17 protein-coding genes are annotated in these 23,600 nt (G+C 57.1%); 13 read left to right on the top strand and 4 right to left on the bottom strand.

Annotation, left to right across the window (positions count from 1 at the left end):
- Positions 1-119 precede the first annotated feature (119 nt).
- The 3 genes from ADIAG_RS21170 to ADIAG_RS21165 all read left to right on the top strand — a co-directional run bounded on the left by ADIAG_RS21170 (position 120) and on the right by ADIAG_RS21165 (position 4,604).
- Positions 120-1,505, top strand: a complete 1,386-nt coding sequence (locus tag ADIAG_RS21170) for an IS481 family transposase (protein WP_007273177.1) — start codon at positions 120-122, stop codon at positions 1,503-1,505.
- Between the two features lie 341 nt (positions 1,506-1,846).
- A complete protein-coding gene (locus ADIAG_RS19485; protein WP_235045973.1) occupies positions 1,847-2,485 on the top strand; it encodes an IS1595 family transposase in 639 nt (212 codons plus the stop codon).
- 565 nt (positions 2,486-3,050) lie between these two features.
- Positions 3,051-4,604: a glycosyltransferase family 61 protein gene (locus ADIAG_RS21165; RefSeq protein ID WP_235045972.1), complete on the top strand. Its 1,554-nt coding sequence runs from the start codon at positions 3,051-3,053 to the stop codon at positions 4,602-4,604.
- Between the two features lie 177 nt (positions 4,605-4,781).
- Here ADIAG_RS21165 and ADIAG_RS21525 read toward each other — a convergent pair whose 3' ends face one another.
- From ADIAG_RS21525 to ADIAG_RS19470, 3 genes are all read right to left on the bottom strand, one after another.
- Positions 4,782-5,264, bottom strand: a complete 483-nt coding sequence (locus ADIAG_RS21525; RefSeq protein WP_152426239.1) for a hypothetical protein — start codon at positions 5,262-5,264, stop codon at positions 4,782-4,784.
- A 164-nt stretch (positions 5,265-5,428) separates the two neighbouring features.
- Entirely contained in the window at positions 5,429-5,719 is a 291-nt protein-coding gene (locus tag ADIAG_RS19475; protein WP_007273173.1) for a hypothetical protein, read from the bottom strand.
- Between the two features lie 403 nt (positions 5,720-6,122).
- A complete protein-coding gene (locus ADIAG_RS19470; protein WP_007273172.1) occupies positions 6,123-7,307 on the bottom strand; it encodes an integrase catalytic domain-containing protein in 1,185 nt (394 codons plus the stop codon).
- 301 nt (positions 7,308-7,608) lie between these two features.
- Between ADIAG_RS19470 and ADIAG_RS20595 the strand changes: the two genes are divergently transcribed.
- The 8 genes from ADIAG_RS20595 to mutM all read left to right on the top strand — a co-directional run bounded on the left by ADIAG_RS20595 (position 7,609) and on the right by mutM (position 17,444).
- Entirely contained in the window at positions 7,609-8,253 is a 645-nt protein-coding gene (locus ADIAG_RS20595; RefSeq protein WP_007273171.1) for a helix-turn-helix domain-containing protein, read from the top strand.
- A 402-nt stretch (positions 8,254-8,655) separates the two neighbouring features.
- On the top strand, positions 8,656-11,550 hold the full coding sequence (locus ADIAG_RS20590; protein ID WP_007273170.1) for a bifunctional glycosyltransferase/CDP-glycerol:glycerophosphate glycerophosphotransferase: 2,895 nt from the start codon (positions 8,656-8,658) through the stop codon (positions 11,548-11,550).
- 227 nt (positions 11,551-11,777) lie between these two features.
- Positions 11,778-13,226: a stealth family protein gene (locus ADIAG_RS19455; protein ID WP_007273169.1), complete on the top strand. Its 1,449-nt coding sequence runs from the start codon at positions 11,778-11,780 to the stop codon at positions 13,224-13,226.
- Positions 13,227-13,288: 62 nt separating this feature from the next.
- Entirely contained in the window at positions 13,289-14,899 is a 1,611-nt protein-coding gene (locus ADIAG_RS19450) for a class I SAM-dependent methyltransferase (protein ID WP_007273168.1), read from the top strand.
- A gap of 185 nt (positions 14,900-15,084) precedes the next feature.
- Positions 15,085-15,606: a YceD family protein gene (locus tag ADIAG_RS21160; protein WP_407636059.1), complete on the top strand. Its 522-nt coding sequence runs from the start codon at positions 15,085-15,087 to the stop codon at positions 15,604-15,606.
- 2 nt (positions 15,607-15,608) lie between these two features.
- On the top strand, positions 15,609-15,812 hold the full coding sequence (rpmF, locus tag ADIAG_RS19440) for a 50S ribosomal protein L32 (RefSeq protein ID WP_007273166.1): 204 nt from the start codon (positions 15,609-15,611) through the stop codon (positions 15,810-15,812).
- Between the two features lie 9 nt (positions 15,813-15,821).
- Entirely contained in the window at positions 15,822-16,523 is a 702-nt protein-coding gene (rnc, locus tag ADIAG_RS19435) for a ribonuclease III (RefSeq protein ID WP_043476196.1), read from the top strand.
- A 3-nt stretch (positions 16,524-16,526) separates the two neighbouring features.
- The gene (gene mutM, locus ADIAG_RS19430; RefSeq protein ID WP_007273164.1) at positions 16,527-17,444 is read left to right on the top strand and encodes a bifunctional DNA-formamidopyrimidine glycosylase/DNA-(apurinic or apyrimidinic site) lyase; all 918 of its coding nucleotides are present in this window, start codon (positions 16,527-16,529) and stop codon (positions 17,442-17,444) included.
- Between the two features lie 27 nt (positions 17,445-17,471).
- Here mutM and ADIAG_RS19425 read toward each other — a convergent pair whose 3' ends face one another.
- On the bottom strand, positions 17,472-18,290 hold the full coding sequence (locus tag ADIAG_RS19425; protein ID WP_007273163.1) for a serine hydrolase domain-containing protein: 819 nt from the start codon (positions 18,288-18,290) through the stop codon (positions 17,472-17,474).
- Between the two features lie 137 nt (positions 18,291-18,427).
- Between ADIAG_RS19425 and smc the strand changes: the two genes are divergently transcribed.
- Together smc and ADIAG_RS20585 are read left to right on the top strand one after the other, a co-directional pair.
- Complete coding sequence (gene smc / locus ADIAG_RS19420) at positions 18,428-22,012, top strand: chromosome segregation protein SMC (RefSeq protein WP_007273162.1); 3,585 nt, start codon at positions 18,428-18,430, stop codon at positions 22,010-22,012.
- A gap of 148 nt (positions 22,013-22,160) precedes the next feature.
- Positions 22,161-23,573, top strand: a complete 1,413-nt coding sequence (locus ADIAG_RS20585; protein ID WP_007273161.1) for a glycosyltransferase family 2 protein — start codon at positions 22,161-22,163, stop codon at positions 23,571-23,573.
- Positions 23,574-23,600: the final 27 nt, after the last annotated feature.

Genomic DNA, 23,600 nt, shown 5'->3' with positions numbered 1-23,600 from the left:
CGACATCGGTGACAGTTCTGCCTCAACACATCGGTGACACTTCCGGGGGTTTTGGTGGTGACACTTCCCTGCGGTTAATGCGGCTTTGACCGGCAGTGTACGGGCATGAAGAATGACGGGTGAATAAGAATGAGCCTGTCAATGCCCGTATCCGCCTGGCGATCGCCCAGTGGCCCGATGACGCGCCACGTGGATCCGTGAGTACGTTCTGCGCCGAGCACGAGATCACCCGCAAGACGTTCTACGCGATCCGGGCACGGGCACGGGACGAGGGCCAGACCGCGGCCCTGGAGCCACGCTCCCGCCGCCCGAAAACCTCACCCACGAAACTCACCGAGGACCTCAAGGACGAGTCGCTGAAGGTCCGGGCCGCACTGGAGTCCTCCGGGCTGGACCACGGGCCGATCAGCGTGCACGACAAGATGCTCTCCCTGGGGATGCAGGCCCCCTCCGTGGCCTCGCTGGCGCGGATCTTCCGCGAACGAAACGTGGCACGCTCCGAACCGAACAAGAAACCCCGGGCCGCGTACCGCAGGTTCGTCTACCCTGCACCGAATGCCTGCTGGCAGCTGGACGCCACCGAGTACGTGCTCGCCGGAGGACGCAAGTGCGTGATCTTCCAGTTGGAGGATGACCACTCGCGACTGGCCGTCGCCACCCACGTGGCCTCCGGGGAGACCAGTGAGGCGGCCATCGCTGTCGTGAAAAAGGGCATCGCTGCCCGCGGGGTGCCGCAAAGGTTGCTCACGGACAACGGCGCTGCGCTGAACCCCTCGCGCCGCGGGGTCGAAGGGCAGCTGGTCGCCTACGTGACCTCGCTCGGGGTCAAAGCGATCACCGGTAAGCCGTACAAACCGACCACCCAGGGGAAGAACGAGCGCTTCCACCAGACCCTGTTTCGCTGGCTGGACAAGCAGCCCCTGGCCCAATCCCACTCCGAGCTCCAGGCCCAGGTTGACCAATTCGACCACATCTACAACACCGAGCGTCCGCACCAGGGACTGCCCGGGCGCATCACCCCGCAGCAGTCGTGGGATGCCACGGCCGTGGCCGAGGAACCCAGGCCCAGCCCGATCCCTCCGGAGGCCACTCCACCCGAAGCCAGAACCTTCGGCGTTGCCCAACACCTGAAGGCAGCGGTGGAACATGAAGCCCCCGTTTCCGACACCGGCACGGTGGAAGGAGACGCTCTGGCGGCCGTTGGCCTGGAGAGGGTCACCGGCAGCATCATCCATCCCTCCGGCGCCGGGAGCCGGAAGCTGAAGGCCTATTCCAACGGTGTCGTCAACATCGGACGAACCATATTCTCCCTGACCGCATCGATGAGCGGACGAACCGTCATCGCGAGCTGGGATGAGGACGGCGTCATCTTCGCCAACACCGAAGGGGAAGTCGTTGCCGATTATGCCTGGCCGCCGAAAGGCACGGCCTACGTCGGCATCTCCAAGTCCCGCCCGGTCTTTGGCAAGGACCAGAACCTCGGGCAACTGTCACCGAAGTCCTGATACATCAACCGTCACCGGTGTCCTGAGGCAGAACTGTCACCGATCTCCTGAGACATCACATTTCGGGACCCGTCTCACATTTTAAGACAAACTCCCGTGTCCAGGGCCTTGCCGCTTCCCAACACGCCATAAGCCACCGATTGCCAACCGCCGACAAGGGCTTGACGTCGACGGCGGAAGCTTAACTTCACGGCATTGGGGATAGTTCCAATCGTGGTTCAGTTCGGAGGAAGACTGCCGGGACTACCTGGAATGTGCGGCTGGCCCGAGGGATTCGTGTGCCTGAGATGCTCGAATTTAGGTGGCTGGCGCCTGTGCGATGGACGCTTTCGGTGCATGACATGCTAGAACTGCTGCTCCGTGACCGCCGGAACCATTTTCGACAAGACACGGACGCCGTTGACACTCTGGTTCCGTGTCTGCTGGGAATTCGCGACGGCGAAGAACGGTGTCTCAGCGCTGGCCGTGCAGCGGGAACCGGGATCGGCTCCTACCAAACCTCTTGGGCGATGCTGCACCGGCTGAGGCAGGCCCTGGACCCTCCCGGGTGGGACCTGCTGTCGGGCACCGTCGAGGATGATGAGACGTTCATCGGCGGCATGGAGCCGGTCCTGACCGGCGGGCGCGCCCGAGGGAAGTCACTGGTGTGTGTCGCGGTCGAGGTGACACCACCGAAGGGGGCTGGTCGATGCCCGATGGCAATGATCGAGGATGCATCGGCACGGACTCTTCGCCACTTCATCACGGCCCGTGTCGAATCCGGGGCCACGGTGATCACCGACGGTTGGACCGGATACCTGGGCATCGGGAGTATGGGACACGTTCAGGTCCGCCGCAGCCAGCATGCGGCAACGGTATGCGGTGAATACCCCGGTGGCCTCCTGCCCTGCGTCCATCGGGTCGACGCGAGCGGGTCAAGCGGTGGCTGCTTGGCACGCATCAGGGAGCGGTCGAGCCGGCGCACCTTGTCAGCTATCTGAACGAAATCGTGTTTCGGTTCAATCGCCGGACTTCCCGCAGCCGGGCTCCTGTTCTCGCGCGTTCTGGAATTTACCGTCGAGCATGATCCAGTCCGCTATCGGAAGCTTGTCCAGCACCAGCGGTCCCTCGATATTTCACCACTGCAGTCGCATGCCACTGGTCATCCGCCGAGCCCGGATCGCTCGGCTATCCGCAGGCCCTGGAGAACCGAGTCTGTCAGAGTGGAGAGCCCAGAACATTCTAACCAAGAGACGAATTCACCGATTCAACTTGAAGCAACCTAACCGCTCGGTGGTCATCTGCACTCTGTCAAGGAGCCGGCTCAGGGTTCCTCAACCGACAGTCTTGGACTTCTTGGGTGACCTCAGAATCACCGTTGTGGTGTAGGAATCGAGTAGCCACAGAAGGGTACCGGACATATATTCCAGACGTCAGGCCACGCTAATCCGAACTGGGTGAAACGCGAAACTGCGCGTCATCCGATAAGCTGGACCGGTGATCGATTTATTACCAAATGGAAACTTGTCCAGAGTGGTTATCGTAGGCGTACCAGACGCAGACTCGATGGCCAACGTCATTGGTCATCGATGGCCGGCCACGGAAATCATAATCCTCAGGACAAGTGATAAAACCGAGATTCGGCAAGTGGCGAGCAATATCTGGCATGCTACTGCGGAGTCAATCAGGGAAATGCATCACATCTTGGCGAACCGAGGGAAGGCTCAAGCAATAGTCGACTTCACTACGGATCGCTCCACGTTCAAGAATCTTTTCTTTCACTTGAACGATGGCGGTCACTATATCTTGGGAAACACGGAGTCTGTCATTCCCGGGAATCGTGAGACCGCGGCTCATTACCTAGCCGCCACACTAAGGCTAAATATCGCCAGTCGGAACCGAAATATTGGTTTTTTTAATGACGAGATTGGTATATCCAAATCGTTTAAATCCATATCACTCCACGACGATTGTTGGGTTGTGAAAAAATCTGGCAACCATCTTTATAAAATCCGAGATAGCGATGCCAACTATATATTTGATGGACCAAGATTCGGAACGGACGTAAGTGTCCTTGAAGTTATTGAGGGCGGAACATTCGAATCCGAAGCCGATCTTATAACCAATAATGTGTCTTTGTCTAAAAGGTTTCTTCGTAAAATTGAATATCCGTCATTAAGTCTGAGATCCTATCACTCTGTCGTTTGCGGTCCGGGGCAGGTCTACTGGAAAGACGGTGTCGTTCTTCCAGATAGTTTCCGACAGATAAAGGCTCATCGTCTACGTAGTCGCACGATACTGGAGGCCGGTCAGTGGTTCGCTGAAGACCCGGGTGCAACTGCCGTGTGCAAAGAAGGTACTTATTTTGCCTTGGACAGTGAAGTCCCTGGACATTTTGGACACTTTACGAGCGAGATAGTAGCTCGAATATGGGGTTGGAAGCTAGCGAAAGTACGCTTTCCAGAGCTAAAGGCGCTCATATCTTTTGATGGAAAACAAGGCGACCTTTACAACTGGCAATATGAAATATTAGCCGCAGCGGGAGTCGAACGAAAAGATGTCGAAATAATCCATCAACCTACTTTGGTGGAAAGATTGATTGGCGCGACGCCAATGTTCAGCAATCCAAAGTTCGTCCATCCGAATCTGAAGGAAGTATGGAATGATATAGGGCGAAATCTTTATTGTCCTATGACTAAGTATGACAAAATATTCGTTAGTCGAAGACCAGAAATCGGTCGAGGTTGTTCGAACTCAGACGAAGTTGAAGATTTCTTCAATAGCCAAGGTTTTAAGATAATATATCCGGAAGACTATTCGGTATCAGAGCAAGTTTCTTTGTTTAACAATGCCTCGACAATCGCAGGATATGCCGGAAGTGGCATGTTTAGTCTAATGTTCACTCTTGAGCCAAAAAAAGTGATTGTGATTGGATCGGAATCTTATGATGCGATTAACGAATATCTAATCGGATCTCTCCTGAAGGCAAAAATTACCTATATTTGGTGTAAACCGAAAATTTCACATCCGGAAGGAACGTGGACTTTAGAGGCCTTCATGTCTGAATACTTCGTTGATTTACCCGCCAACAGCAAACTCCTCTCAGATGCTTTAGCCTAGGCATTTACCGCAGGCTCCTTCGGAGTACCCGATGGCGCTCAATAATGGGGTTTGAATCTATGTGCAGTCTGCACATTTGGTTCATGGTCCCTCAGCTTATCCGGCAGCCCCGATTCTTGATCGGGTGCCGTCGGCCTGCTGGTTCCAGGGGTCTGAACATGGGCGGTCTCAGCCAGGTTAATTCGGGTCGACTCCCAGTCGTTCCTTAATGCCGAATCGCAGGATGAGTTCGGTACCCGGGTAGCGGGTTTCGGTTTCGGTGAGGCTCTGGCAAAGTTCGGCCACCGCTCGGGTTTCGCGTTTGGTCGGCATCGGATCCAGGGTGATGCCCAGGAAGCCCGTGACGGTGGGGTCGATTACCGGGCGGGGATGTCGTGGTGGGCACGCTGCGCCGGGCGTGGGACCTGGCCTGGGTGCCGCATCCGCGGCACCATGCGGTGCGTTCGGGGGTTTCCACGGCCACGACGAGCCGGGCAGGATCCCGGCGGTCCACCTCGAGCACGTGCAGGCCTTCGATGCCCAGGAGGGCGTCGGCCCGGTCGCACCACGGCCCGGTCCCGCAGAGTTGGCCATCGGATTCGCGTCCACGTCCAGGTGGAAAGGTTCCTCGGGTTTGCTCGATGCTGCGGGCAGCACGCAAGCAGAGCTAGAATGGTTCACTGTCAGGGTCTTTCTTGCGGTTCTCTTGGTCGATAACCATTCAAGAAGGCCCTGACGCATATCCGGGTAACGGCACGCCGAACGCCCCGAAAGCAGCTCCCCAGATTACGGTCTCAAAGCAGGCACACCACGCTCAATTCCGTAGAGCCGGTATACCCATCGACTTAGAGCACGCCGATGCATCCGGACTCCGAGCCCTTCAATGCTTCGAAGCGTTCAAAAGCGATCATCGACATCAACTCGGGCACCTTTCCGGTGTCCACCAGCCCGTGATGTTGCCGGCGGATGGTCTTGACCTCCGCGGACCGGTCCGTCCCCAGGAAGCGGCCGAAGGCGACAGGGTCCAGACGCGTGACGCCCTCGGCGCGGGATTCGGTGATCCAAGGCCAATGCAAAGCCGCTGACCGGGTCACGAACCCGACGCGTTCCAGCCGGCGTGCGGGGTGTTTGGCCATGTCGGGGGTGGCCTTCGATGTTGCTGCTGTGGTTGAGGCGGAGCAGGCTGATGGCCAGGTTACGCAAGCTCGCCATCACCCGTGGCGCGACACCTGGCCGGGTTTGGCTCGCGTCCTCCTGGAACGTGACGTCCCGGCACCAGTGGAGGGAATTTTCTATTTTCCAGTGGCCCCGGATCCATGTGTTCAGCTGTTGGGGACTTGCCTGGTGTTAGGCGTCGCATTGGATGACCGCGAGTAGCCGCGTTGCCTGGCGACGAGGCATTTGCCTTCGGGTTTCCCGGTCGCGCCCCCTGTTGCGTCATGTCAATACCTCCGGGAAGGTTGATACGTTGCCTCGGAAAGGAACCTCCGCGCAGGCCGATACGTTGCCCCAGAAAGAAACCTCCGGGAAATGACTGCTTCATGACCGGACCTCCTTGAGGTGGTTGGTGGCGGTGCCGCTCTTGGCCTTGGACAGGGTTTCCAGGCGTCCGGTCAGGGTGAGGATCTGGCGCGAGAGCGCCATGACCCGGATTTTCTTGAAGGCCGCGTTCATGCGGATGATCGGCATCTTCTTCACCTTCGGGTGGACGGTGGCTCGCTGGTGCGGGGTGGCCGGCTTGTCATGGACCTTGGTGACCTTGGCCCCGACCCTGGTCTTCTTCACAAGCTTCTGCTGGGGCAGCAGGTAGTTGGTGAAGACACGGTCCAACTCCCATATCTCGTTGAGCAGTTCCAACTCGGCCGGGGTGTCGTAGCGCAGGTAGCCGACCAGCTCACGGACCCGTGACCAGTTCTTTTGCTCCACGTGGGCGCCGTCGTTCTTGTTCCCGGAGCGGGAGCGGGTGAAGGTGATATGTTGCTCGTCGCAGTAGTTCTTCAATTCGTAATTGATGAATTCACTGCCGTTGTCCGAGTCGATTCCAATGATGGGAAACGGGAAGACACCGGTGATGTATTGCAGGGCCTCGAACACCCATTTCTGGGCCTTGTTCTTGACGGCCCGGTTCACCGTCCACCCGGTGGAAATGTCGGTCAACGTGAGGGTGAAGCAGAACTCCCCGCTGTTGTTCCCGCCTTCGTGTCCAACCAGGTCGATCTCGACGAAGCCGGGCACCGCATCGTCCCATTCGGCCCAGGTGCGTATCGGGATCTGGGACTTGAGCAGGGAGCCTGGCTTGGTGTGTGAGCGTCCGCGCAGGCGCATCTTGGCCCGCTCACCGGCCAGCCGGCGGTCGATGGTCGAGGCGCTCATGCGCATCAGCAGCGCGGCCTGCGCCTCGGTGACGTCCAGGGCCTTCTCGGTGCGCAGCATCGGTACGAGGTAGTGCATGGAGGCGGCCAGCAGCTTCGAGGCCGGCGCCCGCAGCACCGCCCAGCAGAGAACGAGCCCGGGTTGCAGGTCTGCCGGGTAGGTCGGCTTGCGCCCGGCCGGGGCCTTGCGTGGCCGCTCTGGCAGCAGGGCCTGGCGCAGGGCGGCACGTGCGTGGTCCCGGTGCCATCCGGTCAGGGCTACCAGCTCGTCGAGCAGGTTGCCCTTGGCCTTGCGATTGGCGGCGCGGTAGCGCATCGCCATCTGCTTGGAGACAGCCTTGCGAGCCCTCATATTCAGTCCCATGTCGACGACGAAATACGGTGCAAATCCAAAAATCAAGAGCCATGGAAGCGGAGGTTTCCTTCTGGGGCAACGAATCGGCCTGCGCGGAGGTTTCTTTCTGAGGCAACGTATCAACCTTCGCGGAGGTTTTTTATGAGTCAACGCGCGCCCTTGACGTTCCTCGTCGGCGGCGTCAGGCTGACGACAGACCCTCGTTCCCGGAATTCCGCCCGGGCACTTAAAAACGAACGACCCGGTGCCAGTTTCGAAGCCGCACCAGGTCGTTCTGACGCGAAATCGAGTCGCGCTGATGCTTACGGTAAGCCACGATCCGGCCGCTGTCGAATCCCAGCTCCTGGGCCGCGAACTTCCCTGCCCGCGTTGCGAGGGCCGGCTGCGGCCCTGGGGCTTCGGGACTGCACGGGTTATCCGCTGCGGAACACCGGTAGAAAGCCGCTGGTTCACCCCGCGCCGGGCCCGGTGCCGCGGCTGCGAGGCCACGCATATCCTGTTGCCCGCGGAGTTTGCCTGCCGCCGGGCCGACCACGCGGACGTGATCGCACAGGCCGTGGAACTTGGCGCCGCCCAGGGACTGAGGCACCGGAAGATCGCCGCGATCCTGAAACGTCCCGAGTCCACGGTGCGGGACTGGATCCGCACCTTCAAGACCAACGCCCCGGCCATCACCGAAGCATTCACCGCCCGGGTGCACCGGGCGACCGCCGAGGCCCTGGAATTCTGGCCGGCACCGGCAAAGACCGCCGTGGCCAATGCGTGGGGAATGCTGATGGCCCACGCCCGGGTCCTGTCCCAGCTGCACGGCACGGCCGCCGGCACCGTGGTCACCATGACGTGGCACCAGGCCGCCCTGTTCGCGCATGGTCCGTGGTTCTTCAGCCCGGCCGGGTGGCCCGACAGCGTGCAACACCAGCCCGCCCTGCCGCGACAGCGGTAAGTGGACAAAGGTGGGATTCACGTGTCGTTTCCGGATGCCCGGAGGCTTCGAACAGCTTGCCGTACCTTACCAACTTCGTGAATTGCTGATAACGATCTGACTGAGGGCACTCCGTCGCTCCTTTGAATTGGTAGCCAACGCGATGTCGTGTTCTCTTGTATACACTAGAGGGCGAGGTGGGCAGGCCCCGTCCGGATGCCTGCCCATACGGCTGATAGCATAAGGCAGAATTCTCCAACAATGGGTGCAGGCCTGTGGCCGACCTACTGGAAGCGTGATGCTAGACACTGATTATCTGGATTAAAACTGGTCTCACCCTGTGCTGAGGCATAATGGAATACTGCCAATTTCTCGATTTGTAACTGTGAGCCGACGATTGCTCACGTTGGAGGTTCTCTGTACATGAAACATGCCGTTCAGGAAAAGCTGCTCTCGTTCGTCGTCTCTGTGTACGACGTTGACGAGTACCTGCCGGCTTTTCTCCAGTCACTTTTAGATCAATCGGCAGGACTAGACAATCTGGAGCTGATTTTCGTCATCGATGGGTCTCCCGATGGGTCCGCAGATATCATCAATGAGTGGAAGGTAAGGCATCTGCCTAGTGCGATAGTCCATGAGCAGGCGAATGCTGGACCGAGCGCCGCACGCAATTCAGGGCTGGAATACGTGACCACCGAGTGGGTTTCATTTCCGGATCCAGATGACGTACTAAGATCCGACTACTTGGCCACAGTGTTGTCGTTTTTGGAAACGAAACCTGCAAAGTCCGTAGATCTCCTGGTGACGAATCTTCTGAGTCTCAATGATTCCACTGGTGAAGTAACTAACGGCCACCCCCTGAGAGTCCGATTTAACAAAAAGCTTCAGATAGTCGACTTAAACAGGCACCCCAACTACATACATCTTTCAGCGGCAACGGGTTTCTATAGGACTGGAGTAGTCAGTGGAACAGAGCTCCGGTTTGACGAGAGAGTCAAACCGAATTTCGAAGATGCTCATTTCACGGCTCGCTACCTTTTCAAGTCTCTGAACCCGCGAATAGCTTTTCTGCGTGACGCTGAATATTTATACCGTAAGCGCGAAGACGGAAGTTCACTCGTCCAAACGAGCTGGCAGAAACCCGAAAAGTATGTCGACCTGCCCAAATTTGGGTATCTAGACTTGCTCCAGAAGGCTAATGACGATCTGGGATACATACCAGAATGGACGCAGAATCTAGTACTTTATGACATTTTCTGGTTCATGCGGGAAGACGATCGCATGCACTCTGCCACGGCAAACATCGCTCCCGGACTAGCCGACGCCTTTCATCGCACATTAAGCGATATTGTCGAACATATCGACGAGCATGTCATTGCAGATTTTAGAGTTATTAAAACGAACTGGTATCACCGGCAACAACTGATTCACAAATTTAAAAGAAAACCTGTTCAGTTTACTCATGTCTCTGTAAATGCTTTAGAAAAAGACAAACAAATGATTCGGCTGCGTTATTACTTTTCCGGAAAATTACCGCGAGAGGAATATCGTGCCCGTGGCTACATCATTGAACCCGTCCATGCCAAGGTTCAGACGTACAGGCTGTTCGGGCACGAGATGATGTGCGAACGCATTGTTTGGTTGCCCGCCACAGGTACGATTTCCTTGGCATTGAATGGCCATCGTATTCCCTTGAGTCCGGGTGACTTTCCGGATACACCGTATCTGCTAGCACCGTCTCGAATGTGGAAATCACTGGCTGGGACATCGGTTCCTCCGATGGGCCCTGCACCGATTGAAGAAGCTGCTAACAATCAGAGTGTCTCATTTAGTGCCCGGGTTAAGGCGGGTTTGAAAGACGGTCAACGCCTCGTAAATGAACAGATTAGTAGAGCTGAAACCCGCTCAGTTGCCTCTACTGCACGTAAATTAGTGCTTGGATTGGTGGCGTCTCAGCAACGCGAGCCGAATGGAACAGTTAGTTTACGTGGGTTTGGGCCGCGGAGAACTCGATCTTATATGGGAGCTTTACCCGCGGAATTCGAGGACTACAGTGCCTTCGATGTCCGTGTTATCAAGGAAATAGCGCGGTCGAAAGAAGTTCGTCAATTATTCGCTCGCGCATGGGTCCTGATGGATCGGGATTCTGAAGCACACGACAACGCAGAACACCTATATCTTTATCTCAATACAAACCGCCAGGATATTAATTCCTGGTTCGTTTTGTCTCGAGATTCCAAGGACTGGGGGAGGCTGCAAGCAAGCGGTGCGAGACTTATCGAACATGGATCACCTGAACACCTCATCCTACTCATGAATTGCGAGCATTTAGTTTCTTCTCAGGTGGATCACTATGTTGTCCACCCTTACGCACCGCGGATGTTCGGCCGGTTCTCTTGGAAATTTACATTTTTGCAGCATGGCGTCTCGAAGGATGACGTTTCTAGATGGCTCAATAGGAAGCCTATCGATCTGCTAATCACCGCATCCAAGCTTGAATACGAAGAATTCATAGAAAACGGCGGACCATACAGGTTTAGCTCAAAGGACACCGTTCTCACGGGGATGCCGCGCTTTGACCGTCTTCAAGAATTGGCGAAAGGTCAGGGCCCAGGAAAATCTAGGCAGCTCTTGCTTATGCCAACGTGGCGTCGATGGCTTCTTGGCGAAACGATTTCTGGAGGGAACCTGCGGGAAACCAAGAAAGAATTTTGGGATTCCGCCTATGCAAAGGCTTGGATAGGTTTGCTTGAGTCGGAGGAATTGAGGGATTTTGCCTCGATTCACAATCTTGATGTCGCCTTCATGCCACATCCAAATATGAGACCTTATCTGTCGGATTTCCCTTGCCCGAGTCATGTCTCTATACACAGCTACGAGGACACAGATGTCCAAGCGCTCCTTGCTAATGGGGCTGCATTGATCACGGATTACTCGTCTGTGGCATTCGACGGTGCATATATCGATATCCCTGTCATTTATTATCAATTTGATAAGAGCGATTTCTTTTCTGGTAATCACGTATTTAGGGCAGGTGAATGGAGCTACGACACCAATGGGCTTGGGCCTGTGGTTGAGGAAGAAGATAAGGTGCTCGAGGCCCTCAGGGATATTGCATGCAACGACTTCCTCCCCGATGCCGTCTATGCGGAACGCATTTCTGAAACTTTTCCACTGCGAGATAGCAATTCCTGTGAGCGAGTGGTCAACGCGATCGAGGAGCTTAGTCGCCCGTTGACTTACGCGGAGGCATATCAGAGGGTCGTAGCGCCCGCTCCAACTGCTCAGGATGAGGGCGCGGTGACTGCGGTCAAATGAGAATTCTCCTTAGACGTGATCCTAAGCAAATCGTTCTCGGACCACTTAAAAGAGTTCTTGGGGGGAAAGTCTATCGTCGCCTACGCGCTCGTGCTTTACATTTACTTCAAGGCACCGTTCCCGTTAATGGGCAGCTTGGAAGGGTAATAGGCGAGGCACGGCTAAGTGGGCTCAAAAGTGTACGAATTTTTAGTGGTCGTTCTTTGGCAAGATCGTCAGAAGCGCGAATGCCCTGGGAGATTGCGCAAGCCAACTTCTTCGAGCTGACAACGATCCTCGATCGTGCTGAAATCGATTGGTTTCTGGTTAGGAGCGTTCAAGTCAAAAGGCTGGTCGTTGCCGTTGATCAAGAGGACAAGTATTCGCTGGCCCTCGCATTAGCTTCATCCGAAGGTTCTGCAGATTGCTACATCGTTGGTGCCACGAATCCGCGATTGGTGGCAGTGTTGTCTAAGCAGGTGGTTGCCCTTAGAGCATATCTTGCCGAGAGTGTCTGGACATTCGGGGCCCGCTATGAAGATTCAAAAAGTGGCGCAATGCTCGGCCTAGATTATGGTTGTGACATAGAATTTTGGGATTACTCCGAAATGCACTCGAGCGGTCTGGTGACCGCCCCCAGAGAAAATGTGGCGGCAAGGATCCTTTCCGTCAATGAATTGTTGCCTGCCACTACAGAAGTAGCTGGCCGAACGGTACCCAGTCGAAGTGTTTTTCATCGACGCATGCTCGATGACATCGTTTTTCCTATTGATGCCGTCTATACCTGGGTTGATGGAGAGGACCCGGATTGGGTTGATTCCAAGCGTCGAACGGAAGCGGAAATCACCGGTATTGCTTACCACGGAGAAGCTAATCACGTAGCGCGCTTTCGGTCCCGAGATGAACTCAAATACTCTTTGCGTTCGCTGGAGATGTATGCACCGTGGTTCAGACACATATACATTGTCACGGCTGGGCAGATCCCAGAATGGTTGAACACCGATCACCCGAAGGTCAAGCTCATTGATCATCACCACATCTATCCAGATTCCAGCTACCTGCCGACGTTCAACAGCAATTCCATCATCTCGCGGCTCCATCACATTGAGGGGCTTAGCGAGCACTACGTCTATATAAATGATGATGTGTTTTTTGGTAGGCCTCTAGCGAAGGACCGGTTCTTCTTGCCGAGTGGAATCGCGAAAGTGTCGCCGTCCAGAAATCGTCGTCCCTTCGGAGCCCCAACGGCTCTCGACGAGCCACACTTGAATCTGACCCGCAATATGCGGGCCTTACTCGAAGAAGAATTTAGTGTGACTATTTCGCGGGCCATCAAGCATACGCCGCATCCTCAATTACGCAGCGTCCATTTTGAAATGGAAGCAAAATTCGCAGACGCCTATGAACGGACCTGGTCAAGCCGTTTCCGCCACCACCAAGACATTGTGGCGGACCAGCTCCACCATTACTATGCCCAGATCGTGGGTAAGGCAGTGCCCACCAATTTGCGATACAACTACATCAATATCCTCGATGACCAGTATCGGGGAACCATGGAAAGCACGCTTCGGTTACGTCACCGAGATACTTTCTGCATTAACGATGCGCCAGTGGATGGGGCCGTACCGATCCCCGAAGACGAAGTCAACAACTTCTTAACAAATTACTTTCCTGTGAAGTCGACATTTGAAAAGTAGAAATATGTTTCGGTTCATTGCAAGAAGCAGGTACTTGTGGAAAATATGTAAAGGATTGTCGCATGCGTAGTTTATTGAAGTCGCTGAAGAAGGTTCAAGCGTCGAGAAAGGTCGGCTCCGTAGCACGTTATGAAAAGCAGGTGATCGATGGACGCGTCAGGTTACCCAAGGGCGTAGAGCCCCCTATATATGTTGAGCTTTTCATCAATGAAACGCTGGTGCTGAAGTCACCAGTGGTTCAAGATGGACGTGATTTTGGAACCTTCAAGATAGGCGTCTACGATGTTTGGCGTTTTGCGAAGCGCGCCGACCACGTATCGGTGAGATATAGAGGCCAATCCTTGGTGATGCCGAATGGCCAGTTATCTAGCCACCCCGCCAAAGATGGCAAAGAAGACGAAACCGCGCTCAAGAGAAGGCTTGCATCAGGCCAGGCCTTTGACGCAGATGGCAAGATTACACACCTCCCCAAGGACCTGGATCTGACGTGGCAGGATGGAGTGCTCTCACTATATCAAGCAGTGGATGGCGTCATAGAGGATGTCACAGGTTGCAAATCGTTCATTTATAGCGGCACGTTGCTCGGTTATGTGAGGAACAGCGGCTTCATTCCGCACGACAAGGATATGGACTGCGCATATGTCAGCAAGGCAAGAACCCCGCAAGACGCGGCAAATGAATTTGCGGCGTTGGGTGAGGCCCTGATTGCGGCTGGATATCAAGTGACCCCAAAGGCCTCCTGCATTTCGGTGAGGGAATCGACTGGCTCGAAAGTCATGGTGGATATTGCGCATCTTTTTGTCAAGGCAGACGGTTACGTCGGATTCCCCTTTGGGACGGTCGGGGTGGAAGCAGTGTCACCAGAAACCTTCGAACCTGTTGGGACAGGTCAACTGAGTGGATTCAACGTCGGGATCCCCGCAAGCCCCACGGAAGTCGTGGCGCACGTTTATGGAGATGATTGGGGAATTCCCGATCCGGACTTCAAATGGTCGGTGCGGAGGCAACGACGCGACGCACAAGCCCTGCTTTCCTATTCTCAGAGATCACGAATTGCCATGGATGATTTCTATTCACGTCCGGTGGACCAAGCGGCGTCAACTTTCGCGCAGTGGTTAGTGGGTTCGGGCTTGGTGCCACGACTTGTTCGTGTCCTGGACGTCGGGTGCGGTAACGGGCGTGATTTGTTCCACTTGCAGGGGCTTGCTGACGAAATTGTGGGGCTTGATCGGAGTAGCTACGCAGTGCAGGCTGCGCGAACGCATGTCCATTCAGCCAGCGGCATCGTTGTCGAACAGGGCGACGCGCTGGTGCCCGGCACGATAAAGGAACTGGCCACCAAGCGCCGCAGCGAAGCACCAGGTGGTGTGCTGTACTACAACCGTTTCATTCTCAATGGACTCACCACTTCGGAAGAAGATGTCCTATTCGCTGAACTTGCTGCTTCGTCCGAACCGGGCGATTACGTTGCCTTCGAGCATCGGACGGATCAGGACAAGGACCTAAAGAAGGCACTGTTTCGGTCATATCGACGATTTGCTTCCCCGGCCGCGACCGTTGCATCCCTCGAAGCGCATGGATTGACCATCGTTTACTGCGAAGCGGGCCAAGGGCTTGCGCCGTTCGGTCGCGAGGACCCCCACGTTGTGAGGATCATCGCAAAACGCGCCTGATTCCACGCGCCAAGTGCTTCCCGTTTGGGATCTCATGTTCGATCAGGCTAAGATGTAATGTCGGTCTATGTTCTACAGGAGTCATCATTAGCGAAAAGCGTTCAGATCGTTCGTCGTCACACGGCATCGATCGCAGTTCGCCCCTGGTTTTTCTAACCAAGGATCTCGGGCGTAGCCCGGGAAACATGACGAGGGTTGACGAAGTAGTTGCCGCACCAGCAGAAATGGGTGTTGCACTTATTGGAGTCCGTGAAGGATCAGAAATTGATTTGGATCTGAGATTCGAAGCCGTGCACGAGGGTATTCTAGTATCCGGAGAAGCAACCGTTGATATCAACGGTGAATGCGGCCGTTGCTTGGAAGCCATCGCGTATGACTTCGAAGCCGATATTCAAGAACTTTTCTACTACGAGGGCTTGCATGAGTTCTCGGAGGACGAAGAGCTCGATCAGTACCAGGTTATCGACGATCGGATTGATCTCGAGCCGGTACTCCGGAATGCAGTGGTGACCGCGCTGCCGTTCCAACCGGTATGCCGGGAAGACTGTGCAGGGCTTTGCTCCGAATGTGGAAAAAGCCTGAATGAGGATCCTGAGCATCACCATGAGGTCTTGGATCCTCGTTGGGCAGCTCTTGCCGGGCTGACCGACATCGTCGCAGAGGACGCGACACAGAGTACACATTCAGTCGAGAGAGAAGAGAAGTAGCCGTGGCTGTCCCGAAGAGGAAGATGTCCCGCTCAAACACTCGCGCCCGTCGCGCCCAGTGGAAGGCAACCGCGCCTACCCTGGTGAAGACCATGGAAAACGGTCGCGTCACCTACAGCTTGCCGCACCAGGCCAAGGTTGTCACGGATTCCGCTGGCACCGAGCTGTTCCTTGAGTACAAGGGCCGCAAGGTCGCAGACGCTTAAGTCCGTCTGATGCCTTCAACAGAAGAGCTTTTGAAGCGTCTCGGGGTCGTAATCGACCCCGAGACGCTTCGTCTTGCCCTCACGCACCGTTCCTATGCCTACGAGCATGGTGGAATCCCCACCAACGAACGCCTGGAATTTTTGGGTGACTCGGTCCTCGGTTTTGCCGTCACCGACCACCTCTACAAGAATTACCCCGATTTGCCCGAAGGGGATCTGGCCAAGCGCCGATCGGCCGTGGTCAGCACCCGTGCACTTGCCGCCATCGCCCGTTCCTTGGGTCTGGGTGAATTCATTTTGTTGGGTCAAGGTGAGATTCTCACCAATGGCAAGGACAAATCGTCCATCCTTGCTGACACCATGGAATCGCTCATCGGCGCCACGTTCCTGACCCATGGCATCGAAGTTGCCACCGAGATGGTTATGACCTTGATCCTGCCGTTGCTCCACGACGTTGACGTCTTGGGAGCCGGCACCGACTGGAAAACCGCCATCCAGGAAATCGCAGCAGCCGAAAAAATGGGTGCCATCGAATACCGGGTGACCGGTTCCGGACCTGACCATGCCCGCACCTACGTCGCCTTACTTCACATTGGCGGTACCGCATACGGCGAAGGATCAGGCCCGTCGAAGAAAGAAGCCGAGCAGGTATCGGCTGCCATCAGCTGGAAGATGCTGCGCCCGCGGGACGACTCGGCGAAGGCCAAATAGTCCATGCCCGAACTGCCTGAAGTCGAGGTGGTACGCCGAGGCCTGGACGACTGGGTCGTCGGCCGGACGGTGGAATCCGTCCAAGTCATCGACCCACGCTCGGTACGACGACATCTAGAAGGCCCGGCCGATTTTTCCGCAAGCGTTGCCCACACGAGCATTTCCGCCGCAGTGCGCCGCGGAAAATTCCTGTGGATGCCCTTGGAAGGTCTGCCCACCCCAGTAGCCCTCGTGGCGCATCTGGGCATGAGCGGCCAACTGCTGGTCGAAGAACCAGATGCCCCCGATGAAAAGCACCTCAAGGTCCGTCTTGAGTTATCCGCCGAGCCGGGTAAACCTGGCGAATTACGGTTCATTGATCAACGGATCTTTGGCGGAATGTTTCTCTCGCACCTGATACCGTCGGGCGACGGATTCCCCGGCGGAACGGGATCCTCGCTCCCCGTGGTTCCCGAGGCTGCGGCACATATTGCCCGCGACATCCTGGATCCGGCAGCAACGCCAGAGCGGCTCTATGCGGCGCTGCGCAAACGAAACACCCAGATCAAGCGAGCGATACTTGACCAACAGGTGATCTCCGGGGTCGGGAACATCTACGCCGACGAAGCCTTGTGGGCCGCGAAGCTCCACGGACTGCGTTCCACCGCAACGATCAGCCGCCCGGCCGTCAACCGGCTCCATGCAGCCCTGGTGGATGTCATGGGCAGGGCACTGGAAGCTGGAGGCACCAGTTTCGATGCCCTCTATGTCAACGTCAATGGTGCCTCGGGGTACTTCGATAGGTCGCTGAACGCCTACGGACGCGAAGGCAAGGAATGCTACCGCTGCGCTGAGCAAGGACTGCTCTCACTGATCCGCCGGGACCGTTTCATGGGGCGTTCCTCATACAGCTGCCCCAGCTGCCAACGCAAGCCTCGCTAGGCAGCTTGGCCGGCTCATGCCACGCCGTCAGCCTCCTGTAAGCTCCGCGATAACGTCGTCATTGAATGGTGTCCACGCGTCAACGGCCCATGGGCCGAATGGCTTATCGGTCAGCGTCACGCAGGCCGCACCCAATTCCGGATCAACCCACAGGAATGTTCCTGCCTGACCAAAATGGCCGTAGGTTGCCGGGGAATTCTGCTTACCGGTCCAGTGTGGCGATTTTTCGGAGCGAATCTCGAACCCCAAGCCCCAGGTATTGTTCTTCTGGCGCCCATAGCCTGGAAGGATTCCGGGAAGGTCTGGGAAGACCACGTGTGTGGCCTGGGAATGTGTTTGCACATCCAAAAGTGTTGGACTCTGCAATTCGGTGGCAAAAGCCACTAAGTCCTTAAGCGTTGAGACTCCGTCTGCGGCAGGGCTCCCATCCAAGGATGTGGAAATCATCCCTAGGGGTTGGAACACGGCCTCGGCCAAATAATCGGCAAAGCGCATCTGTGTGGCTTGCTCAAGGGTTTCGGCCAGGACGTCAAAGCCGACATTCGAATACAGTCGACGCTCGCCCGGTGCAAAGCGCACTTTTCGTTCGGCAAAGTCGTAGCCGGAGCTGTGCGCCAACAGATGTTTGACGGTAGAGCCCTCGGGTCCGGCCGGGGTGTCCAGTTCAAAGGCGCCCTCCTCGAGAGCGACCAGGAACGCGTAGGAACTCATCAGTTTGGTGACCGAAGCCAACGCGAAGCGGTGATCGGCCTCGCCATGAGTGCCCAAGATGGCACCGTCCTCAGCAACCACCGCAGCGGCGGCATGTGTCGAAGGCCATGAATCAATGGCCAAAAGACTCTTCAAAGGGTCTCCTCCTAGCGTTCTTCGATGAATATGGCTCTGCGCCGGGCTAGCCTTGCCGCATCGAGACGTGGTGGCTCGATAAGATGGGAGGCAACCCACCGACCACTTTAGCCACCAAATAGCCAGGACGCCCCCACGTGCATTTGAAATCACTCACCGTTCGCGGATTCAAGTCGTTTGCCTCGGCGACGACCTTTGAATTCGAGCCGGGCGTTACCGCGGTGGTTGGGCCCAACGGTTCAGGCAAATCAAATGTCGTGGACGCGTTGGCTTGGGTCATGGGGGAGCAGGGCGCAAAGACCCTACGCGGGGGCAAAATGGAAGACGTCATTTTTGCCGGTACCTCCGGACGGGCCCCGCTCGGGCGTGCCCACGTCTCGCTGACAATCGACAACGCCGACGGGGCGTTGCCCATTGAATACGCCGAAGTCACCATCTCCCGGACCTTGTTCCGTGCCGGAGGCTCCGAATACGCCATCAACGGCACTTCTTGCCGACTGCTCGATATTCAAGAGCTGCTCTCCGATTCCGGGCTCGGCCGGGAAATGCACGTGATTGTCGGCCAGGGGCAATTGGACCGGATCCTGCACGCGACACCCGAAGATCGGCGCGGCTTCATCGAAGAAGCAGCAGGTGTGCTCAAACACCGGCGGCGCAAGGAAAAGACCGTACGAAAACTCGATGCCATGCAGGGGAACCTGAACCGGCTCGAGGACCTGACCAGCGAAATTCGCCGTCAACTTACACCCCTGGGCAAGCAGGCCAAGATCGCACGCCGGGCCCAGACGGTCCAATTTGATGTGCGTGATGCCAAGTCGCGGTTGATGGCAGATGACCTGGTGACGCTGCGCGCTGCCCTAGACAGAGAGATCGCCGATGAGGAAGCCCAGAGGGCCAGCCGAAAACTGGTCCAAGACAGGCTCGAGGAAACGCGAGCCGAACTCACCACCCTCGAAGTCGCCGCCGCGCACGCCACCCCTGCACTGAATAAGTCACGGGATCTCTGGTTCGGGTTGACTTCCACCCGCGAACGCTTCAGATCCTTAGGAGCACTTTCCGGTGAACGCTCACGCCTGTTGGGAACTGACGGCCCGGACTTCGACCCGGGGCGTGATCCGGACCGCCTTGACGCGCAAGCGGAACGACTGGCCGACGAGCTGGAGGAACTCGAGGAAAATCTTGAGATGCGCCGCGAGCTGCTGGAAGAAGCCCTCGAGGCGAAGCGCGAGGCCGAGGAGGCCGCACACGCCGAGCAGCAGCGGCTGACCAACGAACTGCGGGTGGCCGCCGACCGCCGCGAGGGATTGGCACGCCTGGCCGGGCAAGTTGGTGGCTCCCGCAGCAAGGTCGAGTCCGTGGAAGGCGAACTGGGACGGTTGCGCGAGTCGCTCCAAGGCTGGGCGGCACGCCGTGAAGGCACGGCCAACGAATTCGCAGCCTTGGAACAGCAGGCAGCTTCGGTCCAAGACGGCGAAGAAGATCTGGACACCGCGTACGAGAATGCCGCGGATCGCCACGAAGCGCTCGTGGGCACCATGGACGCGCAACGCCGAGGCGAACAAGAACTGTCCACACAGTTGGGTGCCTTGCGTGGCCGGCTTGAGGCCTTGCGCATGGGGGCGGCCCGTAAAGATGCCTCGGAAGACGTCTTGGCCGGTGGTCATGAAGGGCTGCTTGGTCGCCTCTCGCAGCACCTCCGTGTAGAAGCCGGTTACGAAGTGGCTGTCGCCGCGGCCTTGGGCTCGGCTGCCGAGGCTATCGCCGTGGAAGAACGCGGCCATGCCCTGGCCATTCTGGGAAACCTGCGTGAAAGCGACGGCGGCCGTGTCCACCTGGTCACCGGAAACCTCGAAAGAACTAACCACAGCACACCCCCAGTCACTATCGGAAAGCACGCCCTTGAGGTCACGGGTGTCACCGAAGAGCTGATAGGCACGGTCTCCCACCTCCTGCACGCCACCGTGGTCGTCGCAGACCTTGCCGAGGCACGCCAGCTGCTGGAGCGCGATCCTAGCCTCCGTGCCGTGACTCTAGCCGGCGACATCCTGACTGCCGGGACTGCCAGCGGCGGCACCACTGCGGCGCCTTCGCTGATTGAACAGAATGCGGCAATCACCGAGACCGAAACCGAGCTGGCCGCAGTGGAAGAAAAACTGGCCTCCATGAGATTGGATGCGGCCGAGCTCACCACATCTCTCATGGCGGCAGAGGAGGCCGCTGATGCGGCTCTGAGCCGGCTGCACGAATCCGATGCCAGGATCTCCGCTGTCGCCCAGCGCATGGAACATCTTGGTTCGTTGTTGCGTCAGGGGCATGGGGAACGCGATCGACTGGAGCAGCAAATCGCTGCCGCCCAGGAAAAGCTCGAGATCGAGCAGGAAAAACTTGCGGCACTGATCGAACGCCTCGACATGGCCCAGGAAGCGCCCGAGGAACACGAACCCGAGACCGATCAGCGCGATGAACTGGCTGCCGCGGCCTCGGCGGCCCGGCAAAAGGAGCTTGATGCCCGTCTGGCGCTGCGCAGCGCGGAGGAACGCGCCAACGCCCTGCGCGGCCGCGTGGAGTCCCTGAAGCGGGCCGCGGAGACCGAACGCCGCGCGCGTGCGGAGGCGCAACGTCGGGCGGAGCTTCGCAGGCGGCAGGCGCAAGCGGCCAGCGATGTCTCGGCCAAGGTCGAACGCATCATCTCGTTGATGAACGTCTCCATCGATCTGGCTGATCAGGAAAGGGAGCAGTTCCAGCTCAAGCGCGAGGAACTTGAAGGTGAACTCTCGCTGGTCAGGGCCAGGGGCGAGAAGCTGAGCCACGAATTGGCAGAGTTGACCAACTCGGTGCACCGCGATGAGTTGGCACGGGCAGAACAGCGTATGCGTATCGAAACCCTCGAAAATAGGTCCATCGAAGAGCTGGGACTCACCACAGAGCACCTGATAGAGAACTTCGGGCCCCACCTTCCGGTGCCCATGGCACCGTCGGATGGCGACAAATGGGCAGCACTGCGCCAGGAAGTCGACGAGGATGGCAACACGGTTCCCGAAGGCGTGCCTTTTGACCGCATCGAGCAGGAAAAACGCCTGAAGACGGCCGAAAGGGACCTTTCTGCCTTGGGCAGGGTCAACCCCCTAGCCCTGGAGGAATTCGCAGCCCTCGAGGAACGGCACAAGTTCCTCACCTCCCAACTGGAGGACCTGAAGAATAGCCGCAAGGACCTCTTGGACATCATCAAAGATGTCGATGACCGGGTGGAACGTGCCTTCACGGAGGCCTACAACGACACCGCGGCCCAATTCGAGCGGGTTTTCGGACGGCTTTTCCCCGGGGGAGACGGACGTCTGGTGCTCACAGATCCGGAAAATATGCTCACCTCTGGCATCGAGGTCGAGGCCCGTCCGGCCGGCAAGAAGATCAAGCGACTTTCGCTGCTCTCCGGTGGCGAGCGCTCACTGACAGCTGTTGCACTCCTGGTGGCCATCTTCAAGGCCAGGCCTTCGCCCTTCTACGTCATGGACGAAGTTGAGGCGGCGCTGGATGACACCAACCTGGGCCGCCTCATCACGATCTTTGAGGAACTACGCGAATCAAGCCAGCTGATCGTGATCACCCACCAGAAGCGGACCATGGAAGTTGCCGACGCCCTCTATGGCGTCACCATGCAGGGGGATGGCGTGTCGAGGGTGATCAGTCAGAAGCTTGATCGGGACGCAGTACATAGCAGTTAGTGCGATTCCCAAGTGAGCACGCGGGAAATAAGTCCGTGGGTACAACACGTACGCTTTCATGTTTTCGTTGTGATTCAACTACTGTTGGCTTCTACTGCAAAGTGGGGGCCAATGCTTGCCCGTCACGGAGATGAGGCGTAGCTCGGCGATGAAAAGGTTAATTGGCAAGGGAACACGGGTCTTGTCCCGGTTGGCGGCCCGGCGGGTGACAAGGATCAAGGGAATCGCCGTCAGCGTGATTGTCCCGGTCTACAACACCGAGACCTACCTTGGGCCAATGCTGGACAGCGTCGTGGCACAGGATCTTGCGACGGAGAACTTTGAAGTCATTGCAGTGGACGACGGTTCGACAGACACCAGCGGAAGGATCCTGGATGAATACGCGGCGCGCTTCAGCAACTTTCGCGTGGTCCATCAGGAGAACAGCGGGTGGGCAGGAAAACCCAGGAACGTCGCCCTAGGACTCAGCCAAGGAAAGTTTGTCTTTTTCGCAGACGCCGACGACCTTTTGGAACCACATGCATTGCGCAGAATGGTTGAATTCGCCGAGCAGCATCGACTGGATGTGGTCTTGCCCAAGGTCGTGGGCATTGGCGGACGCAAACAAACATCGAGCCTTTACGCCAAGACCAATCCGTCCATTACTCCTTTGCAGGCATTAAAGTCGTTGACACCGCAGAAACTGGTGGCGCGTTCCCTCATCGAATCCAACCACCTCCGCTTCGCCGAGGAACCTATCCGGCTTGAGGACGGTATCTTCATGGTTGCTTGTTACCTTCTTGCCAATGGCATCGGTGTCATCGCAGACAGCGATTTCTATAGCCTTCGTCAGCGCGCGGACGGCTCCAACATCAGTTACCGACCACTTGTTCCACACGAATACACCAGTTCGATTGCCAAGATTGCGGTCGTCATCAAGGCCATGGCCACGGAACAGGATCTGGCTGAATCAATGATTATGGCCTTGTGGAGGCGCAAAGGGCTGAAAATCTATGAGCCACCGCGTTTTAAACGATATTCCGAAAAAGTCCAGGACCAGTGGTTGGAGGCACATTCGAATTTTCTGGAGGAATTCATGCCAGTTGAACATTCAGGACGGATGAGCGCCATCCATCATCGGAAGACCGAGGCCATTCGCCGTAAAGACAAGACAGCGGTTTTGGAAACCAATGCGTTGGAAGCGATCCTCACACAACCGGCAACTGTTACGAGCGCAGCGGTGAGCGACGGATGCCTGAAGATCGCAGGCAAGGTCGCCGCCCCGGGAATCGACACTATCAGCCTCTCGGCCGAGGCGCGTGGCAATCGTGACAAGATCCTTGCCGGGATCGTTCTGCCGGTGAAAGACGGCATGTTCGTTGGTGATATGTCCGGGCTCGTCGGCGGAGAAGTTGCTTTAGACTTTTTTGCGCAGACATCCGCTGGAGGACTGCCGGGTCCGAATCGACGACTGGCTGCGGAAGACAGTGGCTTCGCAACCAACGGGTTGTTCGAACCTTACCGTACGAAGAACGGCTACCTCAGCGTGCGCAACATCGGGGAAGAAGCCACAAGGTCCTGATGACGGGCATTCCCTCGCCGGCCTTGA

Origin of the sequence: Paeniglutamicibacter gangotriensis Lz1y (assembly GCF_000348945.1) — a bacterium.
Taxonomy (GTDB): Bacteria; Actinomycetota; Actinomycetes; order Actinomycetales; family Micrococcaceae; genus Paeniglutamicibacter; species Paeniglutamicibacter gangotriensis.
The sequence above is the reverse complement of the archived record's forward strand: the minus strand, read 5'-3'. Positions and strand labels throughout refer to the sequence as shown.

Bases quoted from the DNA above. Each gene is read 5' to 3' on its own strand.
- ADIAG_RS19485 (WP_235045973.1), top strand. From the start codon at position 1,847: ATGCTAGAACTGCTGCTCCGTGACCGCCGGAACCATTTTCGACAAGAC.
- ADIAG_RS21165 (WP_235045972.1), top strand. From the start codon at position 3,051: ATGGCCAACGTCATTGGTCATCGATGGCCGGCCACGGAAATCATAATC.
- ADIAG_RS19475 (WP_007273173.1), bottom strand. From the start codon at position 5,719: ATGGCCAAACACCCCGCACGCCGGCTGGAACGCGTCGGGTTCGTGACC.
- ADIAG_RS19470 (WP_007273172.1), bottom strand. From the start codon at position 7,307: ATGAGGGCTCGCAAGGCTGTCTCCAAGCAGATGGCGATGCGCTACCGC.
- ADIAG_RS20595 (WP_007273171.1), top strand. From the start codon at position 7,609: ATGCTTACGGTAAGCCACGATCCGGCCGCTGTCGAATCCCAGCTCCTG.
- ADIAG_RS20590 (WP_007273170.1), top strand. From the start codon at position 8,656: ATGAAACATGCCGTTCAGGAAAAGCTGCTCTCGTTCGTCGTCTCTGTG.
- ADIAG_RS19455 (WP_007273169.1), top strand. From the start codon at position 11,778: ATGCCCTGGGAGATTGCGCAAGCCAACTTCTTCGAGCTGACAACGATC.
- ADIAG_RS19450 (WP_007273168.1), top strand. From the start codon at position 13,289: ATGCGTAGTTTATTGAAGTCGCTGAAGAAGGTTCAAGCGTCGAGAAAG.
- ADIAG_RS21160 (WP_407636059.1), top strand. From the start codon at position 15,085: ATGACGAGGGTTGACGAAGTAGTTGCCGCACCAGCAGAAATGGGTGTT.
- rnc (WP_043476196.1), top strand. From the start codon at position 15,822: ATGCCTTCAACAGAAGAGCTTTTGAAGCGTCTCGGGGTCGTAATCGAC.
- mutM (WP_007273164.1), top strand. From the start codon at position 16,527: ATGCCCGAACTGCCTGAAGTCGAGGTGGTACGCCGAGGCCTGGACGAC.
- ADIAG_RS20585 (WP_007273161.1), top strand. From the start codon at position 22,161: ATGAAAAGGTTAATTGGCAAGGGAACACGGGTCTTGTCCCGGTTGGCG.